23 protein-coding genes and 3 pseudogenes are annotated in these 26,269 nt (G+C 70.2%); 16 read left to right on the top strand and 10 right to left on the bottom strand.

Features of this window, described 5'->3' with window-relative positions; translation table 11 throughout:
- Positions 1–52: 52 nt before the first annotated feature.
- Positions 53–247: a CsbD family protein gene (locus ACTOQ2_RS33485; RefSeq protein ID WP_440071610.1), complete on the top strand. Its 195-nt coding sequence runs from the start codon at positions 53–55 to the stop codon at positions 245–247.
- A 185-nt stretch (positions 248–432) separates the two neighbouring features.
- Here ACTOQ2_RS33485 and ACTOQ2_RS33490 read toward each other — a convergent pair whose 3' ends face one another.
- Complete coding sequence (locus tag ACTOQ2_RS33490) at positions 433–840, bottom strand: hypothetical protein (RefSeq protein ID WP_440104821.1); 408 nt, start codon at positions 838–840, stop codon at positions 433–435.
- Between the two features lie 95 nt (positions 841–935).
- On the opposite strand from ACTOQ2_RS33490, the gene ACTOQ2_RS33495 reads away from it, so the two are divergent.
- The 4 genes from ACTOQ2_RS33495 to ACTOQ2_RS33510 all read left to right on the top strand — a co-directional run bounded on the left by ACTOQ2_RS33495 (position 936) and on the right by ACTOQ2_RS33510 (position 2,973).
- Positions 936–1,301 carry a hypothetical protein gene (locus ACTOQ2_RS33495; RefSeq protein ID WP_440104822.1) on the top strand — a complete coding sequence of 122 codons (366 nt, stop codon included), beginning with the start codon at positions 936–938 and terminating at the stop codon, positions 1,299–1,301.
- A gap of 4 nt (positions 1,302–1,305) precedes the next feature.
- Positions 1,306–1,695 carry a hypothetical protein gene (locus tag ACTOQ2_RS33500; RefSeq protein WP_440071613.1) on the top strand — a complete coding sequence of 130 codons (390 nt, stop codon included), beginning with the start codon at positions 1,306–1,308 and terminating at the stop codon, positions 1,693–1,695.
- A 61-nt stretch (positions 1,696–1,756) separates the two neighbouring features.
- Positions 1,757–2,023 carry a hypothetical protein gene (locus tag ACTOQ2_RS33505; protein ID WP_362682720.1) on the top strand — a complete coding sequence of 89 codons (267 nt, stop codon included), beginning with the start codon at positions 1,757–1,759 and terminating at the stop codon, positions 2,021–2,023.
- A 311-nt stretch (positions 2,024–2,334) separates the two neighbouring features.
- Positions 2,335–2,973 (top strand): hypothetical protein, encoded by a 639-nt coding sequence (locus ACTOQ2_RS33510; RefSeq protein ID WP_440104823.1) that lies wholly within the window; start codon positions 2,335–2,337, stop codon positions 2,971–2,973.
- Between the two features lie 79 nt (positions 2,974–3,052).
- Here ACTOQ2_RS33510 and ACTOQ2_RS33515 read toward each other — a convergent pair whose 3' ends face one another.
- The 4 genes and pseudogenes from ACTOQ2_RS33515 to ACTOQ2_RS33530 form a co-directional block, all read right to left on the bottom strand.
- Positions 3,053–3,325, bottom strand: coding sequence for a hypothetical protein (locus tag ACTOQ2_RS33515; protein ID WP_440104825.1), 273 nt, complete (start codon positions 3,323–3,325; stop codon positions 3,053–3,055).
- A 324-nt stretch (positions 3,326–3,649) separates the two neighbouring features.
- Positions 3,650–4,087 (bottom strand): annotated as a pseudogene (locus ACTOQ2_RS33520) (winged helix-turn-helix domain-containing protein); the annotation flags it as partial.
- A gap of 163 nt (positions 4,088–4,250) precedes the next feature.
- Positions 4,251–5,129: pseudogene (locus ACTOQ2_RS33525) on the bottom strand (IS3 family transposase); the annotation flags it as partial.
- A gap of 36 nt (positions 5,130–5,165) precedes the next feature.
- A complete protein-coding gene (locus ACTOQ2_RS33530; protein ID WP_440104826.1) occupies positions 5,166–5,528 on the bottom strand; it encodes a transposase in 363 nt (120 codons plus the stop codon).
- 77 nt (positions 5,529–5,605) lie between these two features.
- Here ACTOQ2_RS33530 and ACTOQ2_RS33535 point away from each other — a divergent pair, with 77 nt between their 5' ends.
- Positions 5,606–6,058, top strand: coding sequence for a hypothetical protein (locus ACTOQ2_RS33535; protein WP_440104827.1), 453 nt, complete (start codon positions 5,606–5,608; stop codon positions 6,056–6,058).
- Between the two features lie 76 nt (positions 6,059–6,134).
- Here ACTOQ2_RS33535 and ACTOQ2_RS33540 read toward each other — a convergent pair whose 3' ends face one another.
- Positions 6,135–7,370, bottom strand: a complete 1,236-nt coding sequence (locus ACTOQ2_RS33540) for an ROK family protein (protein ID WP_440104828.1) — start codon at positions 7,368–7,370, stop codon at positions 6,135–6,137.
- 184 nt (positions 7,371–7,554) lie between these two features.
- Between ACTOQ2_RS33540 and ACTOQ2_RS33545 the strand changes: the two genes are divergently transcribed.
- The 10 genes from ACTOQ2_RS33545 to egtD all read left to right on the top strand — a co-directional run bounded on the left by ACTOQ2_RS33545 (position 7,555) and on the right by egtD (position 18,786).
- The gene (locus tag ACTOQ2_RS33545; protein ID WP_440104829.1) at positions 7,555–8,772 is read left to right on the top strand and encodes an ABC transporter substrate-binding protein; all 1,218 of its coding nucleotides are present in this window, start codon (positions 7,555–7,557) and stop codon (positions 8,770–8,772) included.
- 18 nt (positions 8,773–8,790) lie between these two features.
- The gene (locus ACTOQ2_RS33550; protein ID WP_440071617.1) at positions 8,791–9,759 is read left to right on the top strand and encodes a carbohydrate ABC transporter permease; all 969 of its coding nucleotides are present in this window, start codon (positions 8,791–8,793) and stop codon (positions 9,757–9,759) included.
- The gene (locus ACTOQ2_RS33555; RefSeq protein WP_440071618.1) at positions 9,756–10,604 is read left to right on the top strand and encodes a carbohydrate ABC transporter permease; all 849 of its coding nucleotides are present in this window, start codon (positions 9,756–9,758) and stop codon (positions 10,602–10,604) included. The genes ACTOQ2_RS33550 and ACTOQ2_RS33555 overlap by 4 nt, the downstream gene beginning before the upstream one ends.
- Positions 10,601–12,511 carry a DUF2264 domain-containing protein gene (locus ACTOQ2_RS33560; protein ID WP_440104830.1) on the top strand — a complete coding sequence of 637 codons (1,911 nt, stop codon included), beginning with the start codon at positions 10,601–10,603 and terminating at the stop codon, positions 12,509–12,511. Before ACTOQ2_RS33555 ends, ACTOQ2_RS33560 begins: the two co-directional genes overlap by 4 nt.
- A 314-nt stretch (positions 12,512–12,825) precedes the next feature.
- On the top strand, positions 12,826–13,476 hold the full coding sequence (locus tag ACTOQ2_RS33565; protein ID WP_440071620.1) for an RNA polymerase sigma factor: 651 nt from the start codon (positions 12,826–12,828) through the stop codon (positions 13,474–13,476).
- A gap of 86 nt (positions 13,477–13,562) precedes the next feature.
- A complete protein-coding gene (locus tag ACTOQ2_RS33570) occupies positions 13,563–13,982 on the top strand; it encodes an anti-sigma factor family protein (protein ID WP_440104831.1) in 420 nt (139 codons plus the stop codon).
- 184 nt (positions 13,983–14,166) lie between these two features.
- Positions 14,167–15,417, top strand: coding sequence for a glutamate-cysteine ligase family protein (locus tag ACTOQ2_RS33575; protein ID WP_440104832.1), 1,251 nt, complete (start codon positions 14,167–14,169; stop codon positions 15,415–15,417).
- A 220-nt stretch (positions 15,418–15,637) separates the two neighbouring features.
- Positions 15,638–17,005 (top strand): ergothioneine biosynthesis protein EgtB, encoded by a 1,368-nt coding sequence (egtB, locus tag ACTOQ2_RS33580; protein WP_440104833.1) that lies wholly within the window; start codon positions 15,638–15,640, stop codon positions 17,003–17,005.
- On the top strand, positions 17,006–17,722 hold the full coding sequence (gene egtC / locus ACTOQ2_RS33585) for an ergothioneine biosynthesis protein EgtC (protein ID WP_440104834.1): 717 nt from the start codon (positions 17,006–17,008) through the stop codon (positions 17,720–17,722).
- An 83-nt stretch (positions 17,723–17,805) separates the two neighbouring features.
- A complete protein-coding gene (egtD, locus tag ACTOQ2_RS33590; RefSeq protein WP_440104835.1) occupies positions 17,806–18,786 on the top strand; it encodes an L-histidine N(alpha)-methyltransferase in 981 nt (326 codons plus the stop codon).
- A gap of 133 nt (positions 18,787–18,919) precedes the next feature.
- Here the strand turns inward: egtD and ACTOQ2_RS33595 are convergent, their stop codons facing one another.
- The 4 genes and pseudogenes from ACTOQ2_RS33595 to ACTOQ2_RS33610 all read right to left on the bottom strand — a co-directional run.
- Positions 18,920–20,461: a methionine--tRNA ligase gene (locus tag ACTOQ2_RS33595; RefSeq protein ID WP_440104836.1), complete on the bottom strand. Its 1,542-nt coding sequence runs from the start codon at positions 20,459–20,461 to the stop codon at positions 18,920–18,922.
- Between the two features lie 483 nt (positions 20,462–20,944).
- The gene (gene ltrA, locus ACTOQ2_RS33600) at positions 20,945–22,411 is read right to left on the bottom strand and encodes a group II intron reverse transcriptase/maturase (RefSeq protein ID WP_440104837.1); all 1,467 of its coding nucleotides are present in this window, start codon (positions 22,409–22,411) and stop codon (positions 20,945–20,947) included.
- A 631-nt stretch (positions 22,412–23,042) separates the two neighbouring features.
- Positions 23,043–25,874 (bottom strand): putative Ig domain-containing protein, encoded by a 2,832-nt coding sequence (locus ACTOQ2_RS33605; protein WP_440104838.1) that lies wholly within the window; start codon positions 25,872–25,874, stop codon positions 23,043–23,045.
- Positions 25,875–26,043: 169 nt separating this feature from the next.
- Positions 26,044–26,269 (bottom strand): annotated as a pseudogene (locus ACTOQ2_RS33610) (hypothetical protein); the annotation flags it as partial.

The raw sequence follows: 26,269 nt of genomic DNA on the forward strand, positions 1-26,269 counted from the left end.
GAGAGGGGAACCACTGCATGGACAAAATTCCACAAACGGGAGGAATTGCACCATGGGTGCCGACGACAAGATTGCCAACAAGGCCGAAGAGCTCGGGGGCAAGGTCAAGGAGGGCGCGGGACGCGCCACCGGCGACGAGCGACTCGAGGCCGAAGGCAGGACCGACCAGGCCGACAGCCACCTCAAGCAGGCCGGGGAAAAGGTGAAGGACGGCGCGAAGAAGGTCAAGGACGCTTTCAAGAGCTGAACCTCGACCATGTGGCGGGGGTCCCGGTTCTCCGGGACCCCCGCCGCCGCGTTCGGGGAATGACTCCCCGAAGGCCGCCGGACCGGGAGGCTTCGGACAGGGAAGTTTCGGGCCGGGAGGCTTCGGACCGGGCGACTCTCAGGAGGCCGGGTCACTCCCGGGAGGCCGGGGTCAGGAGGCCGGGGTCAGGAGGCCGGGCCGACCTCCGGTTCCGGCGTCCCGTTGCCGGACGCGCCCTTCCTGTCCCCCTCGCTCTCCTCGGCCCCGACATCGCCGCCATCACCGCCATCGCCCTCCTCGGCCCCGACCTCGGATTCGGCCCCGTCGCCGGGCTCGTCGTCGGCCTTGTCGTCGGCCGCGGCCTCGGCCTGGCTCGCGCCCTCGGGGCTTTCCTCTTCCGGGGTGCGGCGCGCGTCGTCGGGGTCCGCCAGCAGCGGCCGCTCGGGGAAGGTCGTGTCCGACCCCGACCGCTCCGCCACGACGCGGGTCTCGCCGTCGGCCCCTCGCGGGCCCGCGGGCGGTGGGTCCTGCTCGGGAGTGTCACGCTCGGCCGTGTCTTCCGTGTCTTCGCTCACCTCAGGAGTCTCGGTCATGCCGATCCCCTCCCCTGGGAAAGTCCAAATATGTCGGCGGCAGGCATGGGTCCGGTCACCCGGGTAGGGAAACCCTCGACGAAGGGAGCGAGCTCATGACGGTCACCCGATTTCAGGATCTGCCACTGGCCGACCACGACAGGACCTGGGACGGCGAAGCGGCCGAGAAGCGCGTCCGCTCGTGGTCAGGTGCCACGGAGGAACCCAACGACCGCTACCGGGAGGCCCACCTCTGGTACGACGGCGACGAACCGGAGAACTTCGGAAGCTACAAGCTCCCCATCGCCGACGTGATCGACGGCAGGCTCAAGGTGGTGCCCCATGCCGTGCGGGCCGCGGGAGGGATCCTTCAGGGGGCCCGGGGCGGGGTCAAGGTGCCCGAGGAGGACCTCGGCCGGATCAAGGCCCACCTGGCCAAGTACTACGCCAAGATGGGCGAGGCCGCCCCGTGGGAGTCCTGACGGGATGACGCGTTTCGCGTTCGGCTTCGACCCGGCGTGGCGGATACCGCTACTGCTGTTCGGGGTGGGGCCCGGCAGGGCCTTCGCCGAGGTCCGCGAGGGCGAGTTCTCGGTCCGCTTCGGCTTCTGGTCGCTGCGCACACCCCTGTCCAACGTCGCGGGCACCACCGTGACGGGTCCGTACGCGCCGTGGAAGGCCATCGGGCCGCGCCTGTCGCTGGCCGACCGCGGGGTGACGTTCGGCACCAACGCCAGGCGGGGCGTGTGCGTCCGGTTCCACATTCCGGTGCCCGCTCTGGCACCCGGCGGTTTCCTGACCCATCCGGGCGCAACCCTGACGGTCTCCGACCCCGAAGGACTGGTGGAAGCCCTCGAACAGTCACGACGGACGTGAGCTGGACACATGACAGCGGGACATCCGGGTAAAGGGTGCGTCTCGACCAAGGAGGGAAGACATGACGGCCGAAGGACAGATGCCGGAGGAGACTTCGGCGAGCGGGAAGCCCATGGTCGCGGCCACCCCGCGCGACGTCGTTCACATTCGCCTGGGCTCGTTCGCCCTGATAGCGGTGATCGGCCTCGGAGTGCTCGGCGTCGTGGCCGGGATCACCTGGCTCACCGTCGCGATGGCCGTGCTGGCCTTGATCGCGATCGCGGACATCGTCCTGGCGATGCGCCGGCAGTCACGTACCGCTCCGGGCACGACGACGGAAGCGGGCTGAGCCGCCGCGAGCGGCTCCCGGGACGCGCCCGCCGCGCGTCCCCGGCCCGGACACCTTCCGTCCTGCGCGCGGGGCGGGACGGAGACGGGCCACCTCACGGATGACGTCCCGTACGACGGAGGGCGTACGGGAGAGGCCAACCGGTGGAGGACGGCCCGGTGGACGTTCCCGGCCAGAGTGGAGTGGACACCATGACGATCCCGCCCCGCTCCCGCCGGGCCGTTTCGCCGGTCCTCCCCACGCCCCGGGCCCCCTGACGGCCCGCGAGGCAGGGTCCGGTACGCGGCGCGGCACGTGCCCGGAAGGCGCCCATGCCCCCGACCGTCCCCTCCGACGACCGCACCGCGCGGCGTACCGCCCGCCGCCCCGTGCCGGCCATGCCGCCTCCGGTCCGCAAGACCGTCCTGACCCTGCACGTGGTGATCTCGGTCGGCTGGCTCGGGCTCGACCTGGGCCTGCTCAGCCTCGGGGTCGCCGCGCTGACGACCGGGGATCCGGAGGTGCTGCGGGCCTCCTACCTGGCCATGGACGTCTTCGGTGACGTGCTGATCGTCCCGGTGAGCCTCGGTGCGTTGCTGACCGGCGTACTGCTCTGCCTGAGCACGCCGTGGGGATTCGTCAGGTACCACTGGGTGCTGACCAAGCTGGTGACCACGCTGGTCGCGGCCACCGCGTCCGTGCTCGCGTTGCGCTCCCACATCGAGACGGCCGCCACCGCGGTGTCGAAGGCCCTCCCCGGGGAGCTGCTCTCCCTGGATCTCGGCGGCGTGGACCGCGTCCTGGTCATCGCGCCGAGCGTCGCCCTGACCCTCTACGTGCTCAATGTGGTGCTCTCGGTCTTCAAACCGTTCGGCCGGACAGCGTACGGACGGCGACGATCGGCCCGGCCGGATCGTGCGGCCGGACCGCGACGGGCGGCGACGACACCATCGGTGCCGCCGGCACCGTGACGGCGAACGGCGCCGGGCGTGGTCGGCCACGCCCGGCGCCGTCATGCTCGGCCATTACCGTGCTCTACCGTTTTCTGGCTTACCAGTGGGTGTGGAAGACAAAAGGACGGTAGTAAGGCCGGAAGCCGAAAGGAACGTATGTGTTGTAGACACCGAATGGCGAATACCGGGGGTAGAAGCCGAAGGGGTTGAAGGGGTCGAAGCTGCTGCCGCCGGCGGTCGCCGGAAGTGCCGACAGGGAGGCGACCTGCTGGGACGCCGCGCTTGCGCCGGCGGGCTGGGCCGCCATCGTCATGCCGACGATCAGGGTGGATGCCACCAAGGTTCCGGCGGCGAGAGCATGCTTGAACATGAAAAATCACTCCGTGTCTAATGGTTTAACCCGGCGTGCCGCCAGGACTTACAGGGCGTCGAACAGATTTCCAGGAAATATGCTGAATCGACGACACGTAAGACGCTAGTTCACGGACATAAGGACTTTCTCCCTAGAGAGGACAAAGCCTTGGTCCGGGATTGTCGCCGGAAAGGAAAGGCGGAGGTTACACCGGAGTGGAGATCACGAACCTGCCCACACCGGGCATCCGCACCCCGTCCGCCGCCCCGCCCGCCGCCTCTCCGGCCACCCCGTCCACCGTCCCTCCAGCCACCCCGTCCACTGTCCCTCCGGTCACCCCGGCCGCCGCCCCGTCCGGCGTACCGGCAGCTGGAAACGGCCGGTCCACCCCAGCCGGTCCAGCAGATAGGCCACCCCGCGCGCGGTGTAGGAGACCTGGAACCTCTCCGCGATCAGCGCGGCGACACGCTCGGTGGTCCAGCGGCTGTCGGCCCAGCCGTAGGCGGCGGCGCCCTCCTCCAGGGCCTCCTCCAGCCGTGCCAGTTGCTCGTCGGTGAGCTTGCGGCCACTACCCGTGCCCTTGGAGGCCAGTGCCGCCCTGCCGCCCCGCCGCCAGAGCGCGTACCACTCGTAGGCGGACTTCCGGGTGATTCCCAGCAGCCGGGCCACCCGCGCCGGCGCGATCTCCCCCGCGAACATATCCGCGGCCCGGAACCGCAGCCTCTCGCGCCTGGCCCGCTCCTGCGCGGACAGCCCACCACCCCTGTCTGAATATCTCATACTTTAAGGCTCTCACCTGGGCAAATAGGATCTAACAGGCACCCGCCTCGTGTCACCCCCGCGCTTCCCTGTCGGGACCGGCGAGACAGATCAGCCGTGCCCCTTCTCACCTCGGCCCAAGGGAGGCCGCCGATGTCAATCCCCTGAAAACGTGGAGAGGTTCCTATGCCACAGCGGCCCTCACCAGGGGCGATGACGCTTGCCTCCTCTCGATCATCTGACGCTCGAAAGTGACCGGTGGTAGCCCGTCGTTGGCGCTGTGCCGCCTGCGCGTGTTGTAGAAGTCCGCGATCCAGGTCGCGATCCTCAGCCGGGCCTCGGCCCGAGTGCGGAACCGGTGCCGGTGGACGAACTCGACCTTCAGCGTGCTGTTGAACGCCTCAGCCGCGGCGTTGTCGAGCGCGCAGCCGACCCGGCCCATCGACTGCACCACCCCACTGCGCAGACAGGCGGCCTGGTAGGCGGCCGCGGTGTATTCACCTTGCGACCCGCGGTCCGAATGGAACACCACCCCGTCCACGGCCCCGCCCCGGGTGGCGACCGCCATCTGCAACGACGCGACCGTCAGCGCGGCGTCGTGGTGCTCGCTCATCGCATAGCCGAGCAGCCGGCGGGAGAACAGGTCCTCGACCGTGGCCAGGTACAGCTTGCCCTCATCGGTGACGACCTCGGTGACATCGCCGCACCACAGCACATCGGGTGCGACCACGGTGAACTGGCGGCGCACCAGATCCGGCGCCGCCTGCCGCCTGCCCTGCCGGGTCAGCGAGCGCGGCTTCTTGCGCACCCGACCGGCCAGGCCGAGCTCGGCCATCCGCGCCGCGACCGTGTTGACCGAAACCTTCCAGCCTTCTTCCCGCAGGTCACGGGTGATGCGCGGCGAGCCGTAGGTGCCACCGGAAGCGGTGAAATGCTCCTCGATCGCCGCATCCAGATCGGCACGCCGCCGCTCACGCGGCGTCGGGGCCCGGGCCTTCCACTTGTAGAACCAGGACTGGGAAACCCCCAGCGCCCGGCAGGAGATGACGTGGCTGATGCCGTACTCGGTCTTCTGGGAGCTGACGGGAGGCCGCCACGCTCACCGGCCCATCGCCTCTCGAACCCACAAGACCACCGAGCGCTTGAGCACATCACGCTCGTCTTCCAGCTGCTCGCGCTCCTTGGCCCAGGCCGCCTTCTGTCGCGCGAGCTCCCGCGCCAACTCGGCCTTCTCGGCCCGTAGTCGGGCCAGCTCCTCCTGCTCGGACTCCTTCAGCGTTCCACCTCCGCCGCCGACCTGACCGCCGGCGTGCCGGTCCATCTGCACCCAATTGTGCAGCGTGTACTCGTTGATCCCCAGATCCCGGGCGACGTGCGCGACGGGTTTGCCGGTCTCCTTGACGATCCGCACCACTCCGGCCAGAAACTCCGGATCAAAGCGGCGCCGCGTGGTACCTGCCACGACCAAACCCCTCTCGGTTCGATCTCCACGCTACGAGGGGAAGCTCATGCCAAGAACATCGCGAAGTGGGGTTTGTAGTGAGTACGGTTGCCGACGCTCTGACATGGGACGGTGTGCGGTGCGTCATCAGTGTCTTCGTGGTCACCGTCGCCAAGACGGCACCCCGGGTGGACTTCCGCGACGGCGAGGTCGTCCCATCAGCGGTGAGGACATACGACCTCACCGCTGACGAGGACTACCTGCCGGGGCGACACGTGTTCGAGTACGACCTGATCTTCGATGACGTCCCGGAGGAACTGGCGAGGTACCTGGAGGTGTGCCTGCGGCGGGCTTGCGAGGGCGCTGTCGTGGCGTGGCTCGGGTTCGAGGGATCGTTCAACTACGACTACCTGCTGGTGCCGGAGGTGGCCGACCAAATCTACGGAGTCTGCGCCCCGGGCGCGCCGGCGGAGCTGGCCCTGGAGGACGAGGCCCTGGTGGGCGAGCGGTGGCGGGAGGCGCTCCAGCGGTACGCGCGGGCGCTCTCCTGACGGCGTGCGCCCCCGGCCGACGGGGGTCTTCCCGGGGTCGGGGGAATCCCACCGGACGGGCGGGGTCTCTCCACGGTCAGCGGGGCGCGGGGATCCGCGCGAAGGGGTGGGCGTTCAGGAACTCGCCCAGGACGAGGGTGGCGGCCCCGTGGGCCACGGCGTCGGGGCCGAGGCGGCCCAGGACGATGGAGGTCGCCGCGTACGGCCGGGGCAGGGAGTTCTCCGCCGAGGCGGCGCGGATGTCGTCGAGCAGGTGCCGGCCGAGCAGGAGCCCGAGCCAGCCGCCGATGACGATCCGCTCGGGGTTGATGAGGTTGATCAGGTTGGACAGGCCGACGCCCAGGTAGGTGACGGTCTGGGTGATCACCGGCGACCTGGACTCCACCAGGGCGGCCAGCTCGGCCTGCCAGTCGGTCGTCCGGGTGGGCACCCCGGCGCGGTCGAGAATGCCCTCGGCCCCGATGTAGGCCTCCAGGCAGCCGCGACCGCCGCACCGGCAGATCGGGCCGTTCACCACTATCTTGGTGTGGCCCCACTCCCCCGCGCTGCTGCTCACGCCGCGGAAGGTCACGCTGTCGGAGACGATGGCGGCCCCGACGCCGGAGCCGATCAGCACGATCACCGCGTCACCGGACCCGCGTCCCGCGCCGTCGCGGCCCGGGTCGCCGCCGCGGCGGAGGGCGGGCCACAGCTCGGCGCGTCCCAGCGCCTTGGCACCGTTCTCGACGAACAGCGGGAGCGCGGTGCCGGCCCGTAGGAGCGCTCCCATGGGTACGCCGTCCCAACCGAAGGTCCTGGTGTGGATGAGCGCGTCGGGACCGTCCTCGACGATGCCGGGGACGCCCACCCCCACGCCGAGGGCCTGATCGGCCGGGACGCCCGCGTCGTCGAGGACGGCCTCGACCCCGGCGAGGATGTGGCGCACCACGAGCTCGATCTGGTGGCCGCCGGGCCGCAGGGCGTACTCGGCCCTGGCCCGCTCGTTCATCTCGAGGTCGAACAGCTCGACGCGCACGTGGGTCTCGGCGACGTCGACGCCGACCACGTGGCCGTACACGGGGTTGACGCGGAGGATGGCGCGGGGGCGGCCGCCGTCGGATTCGGCCTGGCCGGCCTCGACGACGATGTTCTCGGCGAGGAGGTCGCCCGTCATGCTGCTGACCGTGGCGGCGCTGAGGCCGGTGAGCCTGGTCAGCTCGTTGCGGGTCACGGGACCGCTGAAGTAGAGGGTCCGCAGCAGCATGGCCCGGTTGCCCTTGCGCACGTCGCGGACCGTCCTGCGCTCGGGCCTCACGATGGCCCCCCTCCCCATGTCACGGCACATGGTAATTGAGAACTTGAAGATCTTGGCCCGGCCCCGAGCCTCCGGACGGTCCCTGCCCCACGGGCGACCTACGCCCACCTCTCCTCCGTGTTACCAAAGCGTTTCTCAAGGGGACTGAACTTTTTTCACAACTTACATTATCGTCCGTTGCACCCCCCATCAGGAGGAAGAAATGATCAGGAGAGTCACAGGGGCTGCGGCCGGTATGGCACTGCTCGCCGGACTCGTCGCCTGCGGCGGCGACAACGGGACGGCCTCGGAGGCCACGACACTGACCTACTGGATGTTCCAGGACCGCACCCCGCAGGCGGGGGAGGTCATCGAGAAGCTGCGTACCGACTTCGAGAAGGCCAACAACGTCAGCGTCAAGATCGTCAAGATCCCCAAGGACGACTACAACACCAAGCTGGGCAGCGCCGTCGCCGCCGGGACCGTCCCCGACGTCGGCATCCTGGACCAGCCGCTGGTCGCCAGGTACGCGCTGGACGGCACCATCAAGGAGATGCCCGCCGGCACGGTCGACGAGAAGATCTTCTACGAGGGCGCCCTCAACACCAACAAGGTGAACGACAAGCTCTACGGGCTGCCGCTCGACCACACCGCGGTGGCACTCTTCTACAACAAGAAGCTGGTGCCGACGCCTCCCAAGACCTGGGACGAGCTCAAGGCGACGGCCGCGAAGATCCACCAGGCCGACCCGAAGATCGCGGGCATGGTCGTGCCGAAGGGCGACGGCTACGGCGGCTGGATGTGGCCGGGCTTCGTCGGAGGCGCCGGGGGCTCCCTCGTCGACGAGAAGAGCAAGAAGATCCTGTTCGACCAGCCGCCCGCGGTCGAGGCGCTCCAGCTCTGGGTGGACCTGCTGCCCTCGTCGCCCCGGCAGATCACCGACTCGGACAAGCCCTTCGAGAACGGCCTCGCCGGAATGATGATCTCCGGCCCGTGGGACGTGGCCACCATCAAGGCGGACTTCCCCGACCTGGAGTTCAGCACCGCCCCGCTGCCGTACAAGACCGAGCCCGCCGGAAACATCGGCGGCGAGAACGCGGTGGTCTTCAGCAAGGGCAAGAACGCCGAGCTGGCGTGGAAGTGGCTGACCTTCCTGACGAACGCCCAGAACAACACCACGCTGGCACAGGCGCTGGGCGGCTTCCCGACCAACATCGAGGCGGCCGAGCGGGACGCGACCACGTTCGGGCCCGACCAGGCGGCGTTCCTGGAGCAGCTCAAGGTCGCCCAGGCCAGGCCGGCGCTGCCGGAGTGGATCCAGATCAACGACGAGATCATCGCACCCGCCATCGAGTCGGCGCTGAGCGGCAAGGTCACCTCCCAGGAGGCGCTGACCGAGGCCGCGAACAAGACGCGCGCGCTGCTCGGCTGGAACGGCTAACGCGAAAGCGAGGCAAACGTGGCATCTCCGGTGCTGGCTGACAAGCCCGCCGTGACGCCTCCTCCCGGGCGGCGCGGCCGTCGCCCGGGTTTCGGGCGACGCGACCACGTCATCGGGTGGCTGCTGATCGCCCCCGCGGTGATCTATTTCGTCATCTTCCTGCTCTACCCCGCCCTGGCCGCCCTCTACTACAGCTTCACCGACTGGAATCTGCGGACGGCGCCGAACTGGGTGGGCCTGGCCAACTACACCGACCTGCTGTTCGACGACGTGAAGTATCCGCACTTCTGGAAGTCGGTCCAGGTCACCCTGCAGTACACGCTGATCGCCGTACCGCTGACGCTGGGCACCGCGCTCGTCCAGGCGCTGCTGATCAACGCGATCCGCCGGGGTTCCAACATGTTCCGGCTGCTGCTGTTCCTGCCGGTCGTGACCGCCGAGGCGGCCGTGGGCGCCATCTGGCGCTGGCTCTACGACCCGCAGTACGGCCTGGTCAACACCATGCTCGGACTGGTCGGCATCCCGCCGCAGAACTGGCTCAACACCCCGGACCTGGTCATCCCGGCGCTGTCGTTCATCGCCGCCTGGCAGTGCGGCATCTCGATGATCATCTATCTCGCCGGGCTGAAGGGCATCCCCGACTCGATCCGCGAGGCGGCGATCATCGACGGCGCGGGACCCGTCCAGCGGTTCTGGAAGATCGTCGTGCCGATGCTGCGGCCCACCACCTTCTACCTGCTGGTCACCGGCGTGATCGCGGCGCTCCAGGTCTTCGGCCTGGTGTACGTGATCTTCTCGGGCGGCGGCGGCAGGAGTGTCACCGGCGGCCCCGAGCAGTCGGGCCTGACCTACGTCCTGCACCTGTACCTGTTCGCGTTCCGCTACGACGCGATGGGCGCGGCCTGCGCGATGTCGTTCATCCTGTTCGTCTTCATCATGATCATTACTGCGCTGCAGTTCAAGTTCGTCAAGCAGGAGGCGTCGTGAAGGCCGCGAGGAACGTACGGCTCGCGCCCATCTACATCGCGCTGGTGCTGCTGGCCCTGGTGTCGGTCGTCCCGTTCCTGTGGATGCTGGCGACCTCGTTCAAGCACGGCTCGGACGTCTACACCAAGGTGCCCAGCCTGCTGCCGCTCGACCGCAAGACCGGAGAGTTCTCCCCCACCCTGGAGAACTACGAGCACGTCCTGCAGGTCAGCGGGCTGGGCCAGGCGTTCGTCAACAGCGTCTGGGTCTGCCTGATCCTGGTGCCCGCCAAGCTCCTCGTGGACGCGCTGGCCGCCTACGCCTTCGCCAGGATCCCCTTCCCCGGCCGGGACAAGCTGTTCGTCGTCCTGCTCGCGGGCATGATGGTCCCCACGATCACGCTGCTGGTGCCGCGCATCCACGTCACCCAGGCGCTCGGCATGTTCGACTCCGGGTGGGGCCTGATCCTGCCCAACATCGCCTCGGTGCTGGACATCTTCCTGCTGCGCCAGTTCTTCATGTCGCTGCCCACCGAGCTGGAGGAGGCGGCACGCATCGACGGCGCGGGGCGGATGCAGATCTTCTGGCGCATCATCATCCCGTTGTCGAAGCCGGTGCTGGCGGTCGTGACGATCACCAGCTTCATCTTCCACTGGAACGACCTCGTCTGGCCGCTGGTGGTGCTCAACGACCCCGAGCTCTACACGCTGCCGCTGGCGCTGCAGCAGCTGGCCAGCAGTGAGTCCGGGCGGGCGTACTACATCATGGCGGGCGCGGCCCTGGCGGTCATCCCAGTCATCGTGGTGCTGCTGATCTTCCAGCGCCGCATCATGCAGGGAATCGCATTCACCGGGCTCAAGAGTTGACCCCTCCCCCGGCTCCCCCGGCCGCGGGCGGGGCGCCACGCGACCGCCACGATCCGCCGACCGCGAGCGAGGCGATGCGCGACCGCCACGATCCGCCGGCCGCGAGTGAGGCGATGCGCGGCCGCGAGGACATGCGCCGGCTCGTGACCGAGCTGGCCGAGCCGCTGCTCCCCCGCTTCAGCTCCGGGCGGGCGCGCCTGCGGCTCGGGGCGAACGCGGCCCACTACGGCGACGAGGCCGCCGAGCTGGAGGCGTTCGCCCGCCCGCTGTGGGGGCTGGCACCGCTGGCGGCCGGAGGGGGGCCCTTCGGACACTGGGAGCTGTGGCGGCGGGGGCTCGCCGCCGGGACCGACCCCAAGCACGGGGAGTTCTGGGGGGCGGCGACCGACGTCGACCAGCGGCTGGTGGAGACCGCCGCGATCGGCCTGGCGCTCGCCCTCGCCCCCGAGGCCGTGTGGGACCCGCTGAGCGGCGCGGAGCGGGACAACCTCGCCGCCTGGCTGCTCCACGCGATGACCCGCGAGACCGCCGACAACAACTGGCGGTTCTTCCCCGTGCTGGTGGGGCTCGGGCTGAACCGGGTCGGGGTGCCCTTCGACCCCGGGCCCAACCTCGCCCGGCTGGAGCGCCTGGAGTCCTTCGCCCTGGGCGGCGGCTGGTACGGCGACGGCCCCACCGCGCAGCGCGACTACTACGTCCCCTTCGCGATGCACTTCTACGGCCTGGTCTACGCCGCCCTGGCCGGCGACCGCGACCCCGGCCGGGCGGAGCGCCTGCGCGAGCGGGCGTCGGCGTTCGCGCTCGACTTCCAGCACTGGTTCACCTCGGACGGGGCCGCCGTGCCCTTCGGCCGGAGCCTGACCTACCGCTTCGCCCAGGGGGCCTTCTGGGGCGCCCTGGGCTTCGCCGGGGTCGAGGCCCTGCCCTGGGGGGAGGTGCGCGGCCACCTCATGCGGCACCTGCGCTGGTGGCTGCGGCGGCCGCTCCGCGACTCCTCGGGCCTGCTGACCCTGGGGTACGGCTACGCCCAGCCCGCCCTCGCCGAGCAGTACAACGCCCCCGGTTCCCCGTACTGGGCGATGAAGGCGTTCCTGCCGCTGGCGCTCGCCGACGGCCACCCCTTCTGGGCGTCGGGCGAGGAGCCCGCGCGGGAGCTTCCCGAGATCGGCGTCCAGCCGCAGGCCGGTGTCGCGCTGATGCGGTGCGAGGAGGGCCGGCAGGTCGTCATGCTGAGCGCGGGGCAGCACAACACGTGGGTGCGGCACGGCGCGGCGAAGTACGCCAAGTTCGCCTACTCGACGTCCTTCGGGTTCAGCGTGCCCGCCGGCTCGTGGGGGCTGGAGCAGGGCGCCTTCGACAGCACCCTGGCCCTGAGCGACGACGGGACGCACTGGCGGCCCTGCGAGGCGCCCGGGGACTTCTCCGCGCGTGACGGGGTGCTGCACGCCCGGTGGGCGCCGTGGCCGGACGTGGAGGTCGACACCTGGCTGCTCGCCCGCTCCCCGTGGCACGTGCGGGTGCACCGCGTACGGTCGGGGCGGGGGCTGCTGTCGGCCGAGGGGGCGTTCGCGGTCGATCGCGACCCCGTCGCGCGTCGCGTCGCCGAGGGGCCCGGCCACGCCCGCCTCGACTCCCCCGCCGGGCTGTGCGTGATCGAGGACCTCGGCGGGACGCCCGGAGCGGGAAGGGCCGGGGAACTCGTCCGTCCCCTGCCGGGGACGAACGTCGTCGTCCCGCGTACGGTCATCCCCACGCTGCGCGGCGAGCACGAGCCGGGCGAGCACTGGCTGGCCTGCGCGGTCCTCGGCCTCTCCGGCGCCGAGGAGCCCGCGGACTGGCCGGAACCGCCCGGCCTGGAAGGCGTCCTGGCGCTCCTCCCCGGCGGCCACCCCTTCGGGACCGGCTGACCGGCCGGCGGGCCGATCGGTTCCGGAAAACAGGTTCGAACGGGGTCCGACGGCGCGCGACCCCCGGCACGACCGGGGATCGCGGCCGTACGGGCGCAGGCCGAGGACGAAAAGGTGTCGAAGCAGGTCAGAATGGGAATTTTCCTCCCAGACCTACCTTTTCTCCCGGCTGCGCTCTCGACCGGGAGGGTGCCACGACGGCCGGGACGCCGAACGGAGCGCCGCGTCGTCACGACGACCCGCGAGCGCCGCGCGCCGGCCGCGCGCGTCACGGCCATGGATCTTCCAGATGCCCCACCCGGGAGGAGGCGACCGTGAAGTCCTTCACAGACGGCGCGTTGCCCTCGGACGATGTCGTCGTCGCGGCCCTGCGCGCCGGGGATGAGGCGATGTTCACGGCGCTGCTGGACACCTGGTCGCGGGGGATGCTGTGGCTGGCCCGCGCGCACGTGTCCACCAACGACTCGGCGGAGGAGGTCGTGCAGGACACCTGGCTGGCGGTGATCCGGGGCATCGAGGGCTTCGAGGGCCGCTCGTCGGTCAAGACCTGGGTCTACCGGATCCTGGTCAACACGGCCAGGAAGCGAGGCGTGCGCGAGAACCGCACGGTGCCCTGGAGCAGTGCCTTCGAGCAGGAGAGGCAGACCGTCGACCGCTCGTGCTTCCAGGGGGTGGACGACCCCCACCCTGGGCATTGGAAGGATTTTCCCGCCGCCTGGCCGACCCCGGAGAGCGAGGTGCTCGCCGCCGAGGTGCGCGGCCGGATCGCCGCCGCCCTGGCCGAGCTGCCGATCAGGCAGCGCACCGTGATCACGCTCCGCGACGTCGAGGGATGCACCTCCGAGGAGGTCTGCGAGATCCTGGAGATCTCCGCCGCCAACCAGCGCGTCCTGCTGCACCGCGCCCGCACGGCGGTACGCGGGCGGCTGGAGGACTACTTCGAGACGGCGAGACGGCCGGCGTAGCGCCGGGCGGCGCGGCAGGTCAGGTCAGGTCAGGTCAAGGGGTCGATTACAGGTCCGGTCATCGGGACGGTGAGGTGGTCACGGTTGTGAAGCGGTTCAGCTGCGAGGAGGCGGTGGAACTCGTCACCGCCTTCCTGGAGGGTGAACTCGACGAGCCCACCCGGGACCGGTTCGAGGAGCACCTGGGCGGCTGTGAGGGCTGCGAGCGCTATCTCGACCAGTTCCGCGTCACCGTCGAGGCCCTCGGCCGCCTCCGGACCGCCGAGGCCCCCGACCGGCTCCACACCGCCGACGACACCACCGACGCCCCCGATCGGTGCCACAGCGCCGGCGACGACATCGAGGCCGACGGCCCGCACCACGACAACGCCGGTGACGCCGGCGGCACCGGCGATACCGACACCGCCGACACCGCCGACGCTCCCGGCCCGTCGCGGCCGGAAGGTCTGCCGAAGGAGACGCGCGACCGGCTGCGGGCCGCCTTCCGCGCCAGGCGGCCCACCTGAGCCGGTGGAGACCCCTCCTCCCGCGACGCCGTACCGGCCCCCCTCGGCCCCGGCCACACCTCGTCGCTTCACCGCCCTGCCACCGCGAGGGCCCGCCCCGCCCTCGCCCCTCTGTAACGCCTGAGCGCCTCGCGGCTCTATAAATCCGTACACATCTGCATATATCAGGCGAAAGGGGATGGGGATGACCGGTCTGGCGACCGAGGACACACTGATCCGGAACGCCTCGGATGTGGAGACCTTCGCGCGACGATGCTTCCTCGGCTCCCCCGGTGACCAGGTGGGGATCGAGCTGGAGTTCCTGGTCTTCGACCGTACGGCCCCCGCCCGGCAGGTCCCGATGGCCAGGATCGCCGGCGCCCTGCCCCCGCTGCCCGGCGGGAGCCTGGTGACCTTCGAGCCGGGGGGCCAGCTGGAGCTCTCCGGGCCACCCGGCTCGCTGCCGGGCGCGATCGCCCTCCTCGCCGCCGACGTGAACGCCGCGCGCCGGGCGCTGCGGGACGCCGGCCTGGCGCTGGGCGGGGTGGGTCTCGACCCGCTGCGCCCGGCCAGGCGGCAGCTGCGCCTGCCCAGGTACGAGGTGATGGCGCGGTTCCTCGGCACGCCGTACGGGTCGCTGATGATGTGCTCGACGGCGTCGATCCAAGTCAACCTGGACCTGGGCGACAGGCCCGCGGCGCGATGGGAGCGCGCCCACCTGCTGGGGCCCGTCCTCGTGGCGGCCTTCGCGAACTCGCCGCTCAGCGAGGGCCGGCCGTGCGGGTGGATGTCGGGGCGCCAGGCGGTGTGGGAGCGACTCGACCGCACCCGGACGGCCGCCGTCCCGGCGAGCGGCGACCCCGGCGCCGCGTGGGCCGAGTACCTGCTCGACGCACGTCTTATGGCCGTGCGCGAGAGCACCGGGAACGGGGACGGGAACGGCGCGGAGCCGTACCGCCCGGTCCTCGACGGCTCGACCTTCCGCGACCGGCTGGCCTCGTCCGGACACCCGCCGACCCTGGCGGACCTGACCTACCACGCCACGACGCTCTTCCCGCCCGTACGACCGCGCGGCTGGCTGGAGATCCGCTACCTCGACGCCCAGCACCCGGCGAGCTGGCCGGTGTGCGCGGCGGTGACCCACGCCCTGGTGATGGACGACCGCGCGGCCGACGCGGCGCTGGCCGAGGCCGGACCGTGCGCGGGGATGTGGTCGGCGGCGGCGCGCCACGGCCTGTCGGAGCCCCGGCTGCGCAGAGCCGCCGGAGCCTGCTTCCGCGCCGCGCTCTCGGCGCTGCCCCGGCTGGGGGCGGGCCCGGCTCTGGTCTGCGAGGTGGCCGCGTTCGCCGACCGCCACGTGACACCCGGCCGTGCCCCCGCCGCGGACCTGCTGGATCTGGCGAGAGGACCGGGAGGGCGCCTGCCGGACTGGCTGGCCGAGGAAGGACGGATCTGAGCTCTCCCCGGAACCGGCCCGGAACCGGACCGGGACCGGAGCGGAAGCGGCCCGGGACCGGAGCGGAAGCGGCCCGGGACCGGAGCGGAAGCGGCCCGGGACCGGACCGGGACCGAATCGGTTCCGGGCCGGGACCGAATCGGTTCCGGGCCGGACCGGCGCGGACCCGACCGGGAGCCCGGGCCGGAAGAGCCCGGGGTCTCCACGCTGGAGGTATTTGATGAGCGACTTCAAGGAACGGATCGCCGCCGAGCTGACCGCCGCGCGCAACCGCTCCACGGCCTACACCGACGCCGAGGACGACCTGCTGGTCACCCAGCACTCACCGCTGATGTCACCGCTGGTGTGGGATCTCGCCCACGTGGGCAACTACGAGGAGCTGTGGGTGCTGCGGCAGGTCGGCGGGATCACCCCGCTCCGCCCGGAGATCGACGACCTGTACGACGCGTTCAGGCACCCGCGCGCGGATCGCCCGTCCCTGCCCATCCTCGGACCGGTGGAGGCGCGCCACTACATCGAGGGCGTGCGCGGCCGGGTGCTGGACGTCCTGGACACGGTCGACCTGCACGACCCCGACCCGCTGCGGCGGTACGGCTTCGTCTTCGGCCTGGTGATCCAGCACGAGCACCAGCACGACGAGACGATGCTCGCCACCCTGCAGCTGTCGGGGCGGCCGGGACTGGTCCGCGACGGCGACCTGCCGCCCGGCCGGTCCTGGCGGGCGCAGGGCGCCGACGAGGTGTTCGTCCCCGCGGGCCCCTTCATGATGGGCACCGACACCCAGCCGTGGGCCTACGACAACGAGCGCCCCGCCCACCGGCTCGACCTGCCCGGCTACTGGATCGACAGGCTGCCCGTCGGCAACCGCGCCTACGCGGACTTCATCGAGGACGGCGGCTACGACGACCCCCGCTGGTGGGCCCCGGACGGCCTGCGCTGGCTGCGGCGGACCCGCGCCTTCGCCCCGCTGTTCTGGACCAGGGAGGGCGACACCTGGTGGCGTACCCGTTTCGGCAGGACCGAGCCCGTCCCCATGGACGAGCCCGTACAGCACGTGTGCTGGTACGAGGCCGACGCCTACGCCCGGTGGGCGGGGCGGCGGCTGCCCACCGAGGCCGAGTGGGAGAAGGCCTGCGGCTGGGACGCCGAGGCCGGGCGGTCGCGGACGTACCCGTGGGGCGACGATCCCCCCGGGCCCGGCATGGCGAACCTCGGGCACCGGGCGGCACGGCCCGCGCCGCTCGGCGCCTTCCCCGCCGGAGCGAGCCCCTGCGGCGCCGAGCAGATGATCGGGGACGTGTGGGAGTGGACCGGTTCGTGGTTCCTGCCCCATCCCGGCTTCCGCAGCTTCCCCTACCGCGAGTACAGCGAGGTGTTCTTCGGCTCCCGATACCGGGTGCTGCGCGGCGGATCCTGGGCCTCCGACCCGGCCGTGGTCCGCACCACGTTCAGGAACTGGGACCGCCCGGCCCGCAGGCAGATCTTCTCCGGCTTCCGGTGCGCCCGCTCGGCCTCCCCCGAGCACTCCTCCGGACACTCTCCGGACTCCACGACACGCTCCCCGGGACGCTCGGCGGAGCGCCGGTAGATGTGCCGCCACGCGTCCTGGCTGGGCGCTCCCCGCACCCTCGCCTCGCTGATCCACGAGCCGGTCCACGGCCTGCTCCGGCAGTCCTACGCCCCGCGCCTGCAGCGCCACGGCACGGTCAACGCCGACGGCTTCGGCATGGGCTGGTACGACGCCGCCCGCGCGGAACCGGTCCGCTACCGCCGGACGATCCCCGCCTGGACGGACGCCAACCTGGCGGGTCTCGCGCGGACGGCCCGCTCCGGCTGCCTGCTGGCCGCCGTACGGTCGGCCAGCGCCGGGATGCCGGTCGAGGAGACCGCGACGGCGCCCTTCACCGACGGGCCGTGGCTGCTCAGCCACAACGGCCGTGTCGCGCGGGAGGTGGCCAGGGAGCTCGCCGACGACGCGGAGAGCACGTGCGACTCCGCGTGGCTCGCCGCCGCGGTGTTCCTCCGGCGCCGGGCGGGCGATCCGCTCGGCGAGGCCCTCGCGGAGGTCGTCACCCGCGCCGGGCTGAAGGATCCCCGCGCCCGCCTGAACCTCCTCGCCTGCGACGGTACGTCGATCGCCGCGACCGCCTGGGGCGACACGCTCTTCCTCCGCCTCGACGGCCCCCCGCACGACGGCGTGCTCGTGACGAGCGAGCCGCTGGACGACCGGCCCGGCTGGCAGGCCGTACCGGACCACAGCCTGGTCCTCGCCTCACCCGACGGGGTGCGCGTCCAGCCCCTGTGACCGGGCGGAGCGAGACCACAGGAAAGCACAACCCGGCCACGGACCGGCGAGCGGGACCGTGGCCCACACACCCAGGAGGCCCCGTGTCCGTCAGCCAGTCAGCCATCAGCCTGGTCAACCATCTCGGCCGCGACCATCTTCGCCAGGCACTCGAACACGACGTCCGCGCCGGGCTGACGTCGACGCCGAAGTGGCTACCGCCCAAGTGGTTCTACGACGAGGCGGGCAGCGAGCTGTTCTCCCGCATCACCCGGCTGCCCGAGTACTACCCCACCCGCCGCGAGCTCGCCATCCTGCGCAGGGAAGCCCTCGACATCGCCGTGCGCGGCGGTGCGGACACCCTGGTCGAGCTCGGCTCCGGGACCAGCGAGAAGACCGTCCTGCTGCTGGACGCCCTCTCCGCCACGGGGATGCTGCGCGTCTACACACCGGTGGACGTCGACGCGGTCACCCTGGGCGAGGCCGCGCACCGGCTCGCCTCCCGCTACCGGGGCCTGACCGTGCGCGCGATCTGCGCCGACTTCGAGGTGCACCTTGCCCTGCTGCCCCGTACGGGACGGCGGATGGTGGCCTTCCTCGGCGGGACCGTCGGCAACCTGGCCCCGGCGGCACGCGAGGTGTTCCTCAAGGAGCTGCGCGCCACCCTCCGCCCCGGCGACACCTTCCTGCTCGGCGCGGACCTGGTCAAGGACACCGACCGGCTGATCGCCGCGTACGACGACGTGAGCGGGGTGACGGCCGCCTTCAACCGGAACGTCCTGCACGTGATCAACAGGGAGCTGGACGCCGACTTCGAACCGGACGCCTTCGAGCACGTCGCGCTGTACGACGCGCGGAACGAGTGGATCGAGATGCGGCTGCGCGCGAGCCGCGCCATGCGCGTGCGGATCGGCGACCTCGGCCTGCGGGTCTCCTTCGCGACAGGGGAGGAGATGCGGACCGAGATCAGCGCCAAGTTCCGCCCGGAAGGACTGCGGCGGGAACTCCTCACGGCCGGTTTCGGGATGATCCGCCAGTACACCGACCCGACCGGCGACTTCGTCCTCGTCCTGGCCCACCCGTGATCCGCGGCCGCCACGACGCGCCCACGCCGCCCGTCGCCGTCGCGTCACGGTGAGGGCCGTCAGGACACGGCTCCCGGCAGTCTTACGCGGTGACGGTCAGGGCACAGGTCCCGGCAGCCGTACGCGGTGACGGTCAGGGCACGGCTCCCGGCTCCGGGACGGTGATCCTCCGGAAGACCGGGCACGGTTCGGGAAGCCTGCCGTCCCGGGCCGTGCACTGCGCGGCGATCCGGGCCGCCGTACCCGGCAGGAAGGGCGCCAGCTGATCGCCCAGCGTCTCGCACGCCCGGACGAGGGCGGCGAGGACGGCGTCGAGCCGGGCCGTGGCGCCGGGGTCGCCGTCGCGTTCGGCCCGGGCCAGTACCCAGGGCCGACTGTGGTCGACGTAGCGGTTGGCCTCGTCCACGATGGCCCAGACCGGCGCGGTGGCCCGGCGGAACTCGAAGTCGTCCAGGGCCGCGCGGACGAGATCCGGCGCCCGGCGGCAGGCCGCCTCAAGACCTTCCCCTCCCGGCGCGCCGGCTCCGGGCCCCGTCCGGGGAACACGCCCGTCGCGGTAACGGTGGACCATGGTGACGACCCGGTTGACGAGGTTGCCCAGCCCGTTGGCGAGCTCGTCGTCGGCGCGGGCGACGAGCCGGTCGACCGTGAAGTCGGCGTCCCCGACGCGGGGGACCTCCCGCAGCAGCCACCAGCGGACGGCGTCGGTGCCGTACTCCCCGGCCAGGGCGGCCGGGTCGGCCGCGCCCCCGCCGGATTTGCTGATCTTGCGGCCTCCGGCGGTGAGGTAGTCGTGCACCACCACGTCCGTGGGCGGCGGCTGCCCGGCCGACAGCAGCAGCGCCGGCCAGTAGACGGCGTGGAAGCGCAACACCCCCTTGCCGACCAGGTGGACGCGCCGGCCCGCGCCGGTCCACCAGCGCCGGTAGTTCTCCCCGCCGGTGCCGTAGTCCAGGGCCGTGACGTAGTTGCCGAGCGCGTCCCACCACACGTAGACGACCTGGCCGGGATCGCCGGGAACGGGGATTCCCCACCCGCGGGCGCGGGCGGTCGACCGGGAGACCGAGAGGTCTTCCAGACCACCGGCGATGAAGCCGAGGACCTCGTTGCGGCGTTCGGCGGGCTCGACCCGCAGGCGCCCGCTGGAGACGAGGTCGTGGAGCCGGTCCGCGTAACGGGAGAGACGGAAGAACCAGTTCTCCTCGGCGACCCGCTGGGGCTCGACACCGTGTTCCGGGCAACGTCCGCCGGTGAGCTCGGCCGGGGTGTAGAACTGCTCGCAGCCGACGCAGTAAAGGCCCTCGTAGTGCTTGCGGTAGAGGTCACCGGCGTCGGCGCAGGCCCGCCAGAGCCGCTCCACCCCGACCCGGTGGCGGGGGTCGCGGCTGGTACGGATGACGTCGTCGACCGCGAGCGCCAGCGGCTCGCGCAGCGCGACGAACGCCTCGGCGTTGCGGTCGACGAACTCCTGGACGGCGACACCCGCGGCCTCGGCGGCCAGCACGTTCTTCAGCGAGTTGTCGTCGGTGCCGGTCTGGAACCGCACCCGGTCGCCCAGCGCCCGGCGGAACCGTACGAGTACGTCGGCCTGCACGAGCTCAAGCGCGAACCCCAGGTGGGGACGGGCGTTGACGTACGGGATGGTGGTGGTGACGTAGATGTGCGGTGTGGTCATCGGAACCTCCGTGAGAACGGGGGCTCCGACCGGCGGGAAACGCGTCGAGGCCCCGTGAGCGGGCCTCGGAAACGATCGTCCGTGCAGCGTCAGCGGCCCCGTGAGCGGGGCATCGTCACCTGGTGCGCGGACGCGTTCATGCGGTCAGGCTAACACCCGCCGCCCGGCACGAGCCTGTGGTTTTACAGTGGAGTTAACCCGGTTTGGTGGACACCTGATTTCTGGGAAACCCCGGTTCCCGGAAGAAGGAGTCTGCTGTGCCGAACACCTATCCCCGGAGTCTCGCCGGCAGATGGTGGACCGGTGCGCGCGGGACGGTCACCGGAGGAGCCCGCCAAGGAGTTCGAGCCCTCCGCCCATTCATGCTGGAGCCGAGTCGGCTTGAGGCGCGGTGCTCAGATTTCTCTGAACCCGTCTCCTCAAGCCGCTCGCCGAACCCGCCGTGCGCCTCTCAACGCAACGGGCTCTCCACGGTCTCTGCCGTCATATGGGTGAATTCCAGGGATTGGGGATGTTGTTGCTCCGCCAGCGGTAGCGGGTCACCGCCACCTTGGCGATGTCGAACAACTCGGTCCCGCCCGTCGCCGTGATGGGCAGCCACCGCCCGGTCGGGGTGGTGAAATGACGTCGAACGTCCTTCCAGCTCCAGCGGTGCCGAACCTGCAGCATCCGGATCAGCCTCCACCACACGAACTGGTGAAGTGCGGAGAACCGGTCCTTGGCCACGGCGTGCTTGAAGTAGTTGGCCCAGCCGCGCATGATCTGGTTGAGCCTGATCAGCACGGATCCCAGGTCTTGTTGTGACTTCCTGTGGGTCAGGGCACGGATCTTGGCCTTCAACGACCGGATGGGCCGGTCGGCGGTGAAGGTATAGACGTGCCATTTATCGGTTCCCCTCTTGCGGCGCCACTGGATGCGGAACCCCAGAAAGTCGACCCCATCGCTCAGATGCGCGATCTGGGTCTTGGCCGGTGACAGCCGCAGCCCGATCGGTTTCAGCACTTTCGCGACGTCCTCGCGCACCACCTGCGTGTCGTGCTCGGTCCCATGGACCAAGACGACGAAGTCGTCGGCATAGCGGACCAGCCGCCATGTCGGCAAACCCTTGCGGCGGCGGTATCCGCGCTTGCCCTCGCTCGACATCGACCCGCTGCTCTTCCACGGCTCCATCAGATACTCATCGAGCACCGACAAGGCGATGTTGGCCAGCAACGGAGACAGGATGCCGCCCTGCGGCGTCCCGGTCGTGGTGCTCTTGTTCTCACCGAGCTCGGTCAAGATCCCGGCTTTCAAGAACGCTTTGACCAGCGCCAGAATGCGTTTGTCCTTCACCCGGGAACGCACCCGATCCATCAGGGCCGCATGGTCGATCCGGTCGAAGCACGCCTCGATGTCCGCATCCAGCACCCACCGATAGCCTCGGGTGCCGAAATGGAGGATCTCAGCGATCGCATCCTGAGCACGCCGGTTGGGCCGGAACCCATAGGAGACCGGCTCGAAGTCAGCCTCGAAGATCGGTTCCAGCACGAGTTTCAGCGCTGCCTGCACGACCCGGTCGCTCACCGTCGGAATCCCGAGGGCACGGACCTTTCCTGACCCACCCGGTTTGGGGATCTTACGTTCCCGCACTGGCAGAGGCCGGAACGAACCATCCTTCAGAGAGGTTCGCAGGTCGTCCAGGAACCCCGGAACACCGATGCGCTCCTCGACGTCGGTGACCGTTAGGCCGTCCACGCCGGGAGTGCGTGCCCCGCGGTTGTCCGCGACCCGATCAAATGCCACGAGCAGCGTGACCGGGTCATGCACGAAGTTGAACAGGTCGTCGAACCGACGGCCAGGATCAGCCGCCGCCCAACGGTGAAGTTTGGCCTGCATCTCCGATACCCGCGACCACGACCCCACCGGGGCCAGGACGCTGGCGCCGCCATTCGGCAGCGCGTCTTTCGGCATTGCAGCCTCCTCTCTTCTCGAATCCGCTGCCGCCCTTCGCCATGTGACCGGCTCTCCCGGCCTCGGACTACTACGGCGGCTCCGCCCCACCCGGCCCGTTCAGCGGTCGATGCGCCTATCCCGGCCGACAGGCTGGATGCCCATGACCTGGAGCTGCGACCGAGTGGTTCCCGTGTTCACCGTGATTCGCTCGACGAAGTAGGAGCCCGACTTTGTCCCTGCGGCATCGCCATGAGTACGCCGCAGACCTTCCTCATGGCCTCCTTGCCGACAACGGCAAGCCGGCCCAGGAGTTCCCCGCCGGCCCTCGGCCAGCGGGTGCGCACCGCGTCCTGCCCACATCCACCAGGTTCGAGCAGGCGTCCAGTGGAGGGACTTAACGACGTCGGTTCCTCTCGTACTCCTCTCCATCACGCTCACCGGACCCGCACCATCTGGCAGTACTGGCACGTCCCGGCTTTGTCAGGGCTGCTCCCGCCCTCCCCGGCATCACCCAGATCAGGCTGCCCTCAGCTCCACCGACCTGCTGCGACAGGCCGAAGGCGAAGGTCTCCCACCTCCGCTCAAATCACAGCGCCTCACGGCGCACGCCGTTAACCGGACAGACCCGCAGTAGACCACCCCCGCAGGTTCAGGCCACGGAATGGGTGATGACGCCGGTGTATTGGCCCGCTATCTGGAATGGGGAGAATGTGAAGGTCAGCGTGGGGTCCCAGGTCACGGAGTTGGTGCCCGTGCTGGTGGTCCAGGACGCGCCGATGCCGGGCAGGGATCCGTTGGCCAGGTTTGCCGGGACGAAGATGCCGGTGCCGGTGCTGTTCCCGGCTCCGGAGGAGTAGGCGATCTTGTTGACGGCGACCGTCTCATTGGTCGTCGCGGTGCCCGTTGTGAACGGGGTCGAACTGACCGTTACGGCCCAGGAGGCGGGTGTGACTCCGCGATTGTCGGTCACGGTTACCGGGCCGAGATGAGCGCTCAGCGTGAGGGTGCCGGAAACGACCGCTCCGAGGTCCGCCGACACTGGGGCGTTGATCGACAATGGGCCGGGGGTGACCGTCAGCGTCGTCGGCTGGGTGGCCGTCTGGTCTCCGGAGTCGGCGACCCTGACGGTGAAGGAGAAGGTGCCCGCCGTGGTGGGCGTCCCGGAGATGGTGCCGGTGGCGGCGCCAAGAGTGAGGCCGGGCGGCAGGCTCCCGGCGCTCACCGACCAGGTGAGCGGGCTCATACCGCCCGTGGCGGTCAGCGTTTCGCTGTAGGTCTGGCTGACCGTGCCTGCCGGTGGCGTGGAGAACGTCAGGGCCAGGGGATCGACGTAGGTGTAGGCGGTGGTCCCGGCCACGCCGTCGGTGACGACCTTGACCTGGACGGCGCCGGAAGCGTGTGCGGGCATCGAGGAGATGCTGAGGGTGCCGTTGCCGTTGTCGGTGAAACAGCCTGTCGCCGCTCCGGCTGGACAGGGCAGGAGCGTGGTGGGGGTGCCCGCCTGGAACTGGGCGGTGGTGCCGATCTCGACTGCGTTCGCGCCGATGATGTTCGTCCCGGAGACGGTTACGCCGTCGATGGTGAGTGCGTCGAGGTTGATGAAACCGGTGTCCCCGGTGTCGTAGCTGTAGGCGATGGTGTTGGTGCCGGCGTTGAGGGTGACGGTCTCGGTCGAGACCGCCCAGGTTTCCCAATCCCCCGTGGTGGGCATGTTGATCTGTCGCAGTTTGACGCCATTGACATAGAGGCTCACTGTCTTGGTACCCGCAAAGGGGTATGGCCCATTGGAATACCGCAAGCCGGCCCGATGGCTACCCGCCGAGCCGACGTTGACGGTGAATGTCGTCGTGGCACCTACGACGTCATACTTGTCAACGAAGCCGGTGCCGGTGTATCCGGTGTGATCATTGTTGACTTGTGCGCCGCCGCTGAGCGCGGCGCCTTCGGCCTGGTACAGGCCGGTCCCACCGGCGGCCGGGCCGCTCACCGAGCTCAGCGTGAGACTGCCCGGTGCCGTTGGCAGGGTGCCCGCCGTCGTCGACGACGAGACACCCTGGACGGCGCCGGTCGCGGACGCCGTGGCGGTGCTACCGCTCTGGATCAGTGCGGGCGTGACGCTGCCACCGGTGACGATGGCGACGACCGTGATGGGTGCGAGGGTCGCTCCGCTGGCGAACGGACCGTTGCTGTTGGTGCAGGTGACAGTCTGGCCGACGGGCGTCTGGCAGACCCATCCCGACCCGTACGCGCCCAGCGGTTTGACTCCGGTGGGGACGGTCTCGACGACCGTGACCGGGCCGGGCTCGTTGGTGCCAGCGGCGACTCCGGCGGTGACCGTGTAGGTCACCGGGTCGCCCGGCTGCGGTGAGGAGCCGGTGTAGCTGGTCTGGGCGACGGACAGCACGGGGGCCGGGTCCAGCGTGACGGCCTTGACCTCGTCGGCCTCATGGAAGTCGGTCACGCCGCCGGCCGTCGCCGTCAATCCGAAGGTGAGCTGCTTGGGGATCCCGGCGGCGGTGAGCCAGGTCGACAACGGGTACAGCCCGGCCGGGACGGTGGGCAGGGCGCCCGACAGGGTGCTGACCACACCGCCCACCTGGGTGACCTTTATTCTGTACTGCCCGGCTGCGACCGAGAGACCCGAGGGGGTCAGGATCGTCCCCGAGGTCGGGTTGATCACCACCTCGACCGGCACGGTCGATGCCGCACGCGTGGCTGCTCGCAGCGCGAGAGGTGGAGACGAGGTGTTCGCCGCCGTGCTGTTGATGGCGCAGTATCCGGTGATGCCCGCCCCTGGGCCACGTACGAGGACCTGACCTGGAACGGTGCCGGCCGCTGAGATGTAGGCCGGGTCGGTGCAGTTGGTCCCTTCTTTGTCCCTGCTGCTGAACGCTCCATAGATATCGAGGCCGACGCCGAGGTAGGCGTTGTTGAGGCCGACGAGGCTGCCGGTGCGCACCGCCGAATAGCCGAGTGCGCCGCCCCCTTGTCCGATGAAGCTTGGGGGTACTGGAGTGACCGGGTCCGCGGCCGCAAACGCGAAGGCCATCCCGTCGGCTCCGCCCCCGCCGTACTGGTAGGCGTTGAAGGTGACCGCCAAGCCCTTGCCCGCCGTGGTGGAGAAGGCGGTGGCACCGAAGAAGCCGCCCAGCCTTGTGGTGCTGTTGTCCGTCAAGCGCAGTTTTCCCGAACCCTGCGCGTCCGTGAACGTGGGGCAACTGCGCAGGACCCCGGTGGTGGTGTTGCCGCTCGCGGTCAGGCATACGATGTTCGATCCTGTCGCACCCGCTGGCAGCGCCGGCTTCGACACGGCCCCGACCCCGTCCGCGGTGTTGTTATGGAAGGGCTGGTCGAACACCGTCGTGACGACGGCCCGTACCACGGCCGGAGCCAGTGTCACCAGTGTCAGCCCGAGCAGGACCGCGACGAAACGTCGGCTGCGCAGCATCACAGCCTGCAGCGCACCGAAGATGCTTCCCAACGTGCTCGTCATGCCGTGTCGTTCTCCCGGACCCGATGTCGCCTATTCCGACCTTCGGCACGCTAACAACTCTCAGTATCCGGACAGATACTTCAAGTGATGGATTCTGGAAAATTTACGCATGACTGAGTGAGCGTTTGATCCTGTGAGTTCTGTCTGGTTCAGGTGTTCAGGTTCCGCGCCAGTTTGGGGTGTTTTCGCCGGTGAGGCGGCGGGTCATGTTGTCGATCATGGCGAGGTGGATCATGGCTTCGGAGCTGACGGGCAGGGTTTCGTAGTCACGGGCCAGGCGGCGATGCTGCATGAGCCAGGTCGATGGGATGGGTCGGCCGAGCGACGAGGTGTCAGCCGGGGCTGATCCTTTTCCGCTCGGCCTCCCGCCGAACCGGACTTGA

Source organism: Streptosporangium sp. H16, assembly GCF_051918855.1.
GTDB lineage: Bacteria > Actinomycetota > Actinomycetes > Streptosporangiales > Streptosporangiaceae > Streptosporangium.

Excerpts from the sequence above, each read along its gene's own strand:
- ACTOQ2_RS33485 (WP_440071610.1), top strand. The coding sequence starts at position 53 with ATGGGTGCCGACGACAAGATTGCCAACAAGGCCGAAGAGCTCGGGGGC.
- ACTOQ2_RS33545 (WP_440104829.1), top strand. The coding sequence starts at position 7,555 with ATGATCAGGAGAGTCACAGGGGCTGCGGCCGGTATGGCACTGCTCGCC.
- ACTOQ2_RS33510 (WP_440104823.1), top strand. The coding sequence starts at position 2,335 with ATGCCCCCGACCGTCCCCTCCGACGACCGCACCGCGCGGCGTACCGCC.
- ACTOQ2_RS33595 (WP_440104836.1), bottom strand. The coding sequence starts at position 20,461 with ATGACCACACCGCACATCTACGTCACCACCACCATCCCGTACGTCAAC.
- egtB (WP_440104833.1), top strand. The coding sequence starts at position 15,638 with ATGAGCGACTTCAAGGAACGGATCGCCGCCGAGCTGACCGCCGCGCGC.
- ACTOQ2_RS33515 (WP_440104825.1), bottom strand. The coding sequence starts at position 3,325 with ATGTTCAAGCATGCTCTCGCCGCCGGAACCTTGGTGGCATCCACCCTG.
- ACTOQ2_RS33495 (WP_440104822.1), top strand. The coding sequence starts at position 936 with ATGACGGTCACCCGATTTCAGGATCTGCCACTGGCCGACCACGACAGG.
- egtC (WP_440104834.1), top strand. The coding sequence starts at position 17,006 with ATGTGCCGCCACGCGTCCTGGCTGGGCGCTCCCCGCACCCTCGCCTCG.
- ACTOQ2_RS33500 (WP_440071613.1), top strand. The coding sequence starts at position 1,306 with ATGACGCGTTTCGCGTTCGGCTTCGACCCGGCGTGGCGGATACCGCTA.
- ACTOQ2_RS33505 (WP_362682720.1), top strand. The coding sequence starts at position 1,757 with ATGACGGCCGAAGGACAGATGCCGGAGGAGACTTCGGCGAGCGGGAAG.
- ltrA (WP_440104837.1), bottom strand. The coding sequence starts at position 22,411 with ATGCCGAAAGACGCGCTGCCGAATGGCGGCGCCAGCGTCCTGGCCCCG.
- ACTOQ2_RS33575 (WP_440104832.1), top strand. The coding sequence starts at position 14,167 with ATGACCGGTCTGGCGACCGAGGACACACTGATCCGGAACGCCTCGGAT.
- ACTOQ2_RS33490 (WP_440104821.1), bottom strand. The coding sequence starts at position 840 with ATGACCGAGACTCCTGAGGTGAGCGAAGACACGGAAGACACGGCCGAG.
- ACTOQ2_RS33540 (WP_440104828.1), bottom strand. The coding sequence starts at position 7,370 with ATGGGGAGGGGGGCCATCGTGAGGCCCGAGCGCAGGACGGTCCGCGAC.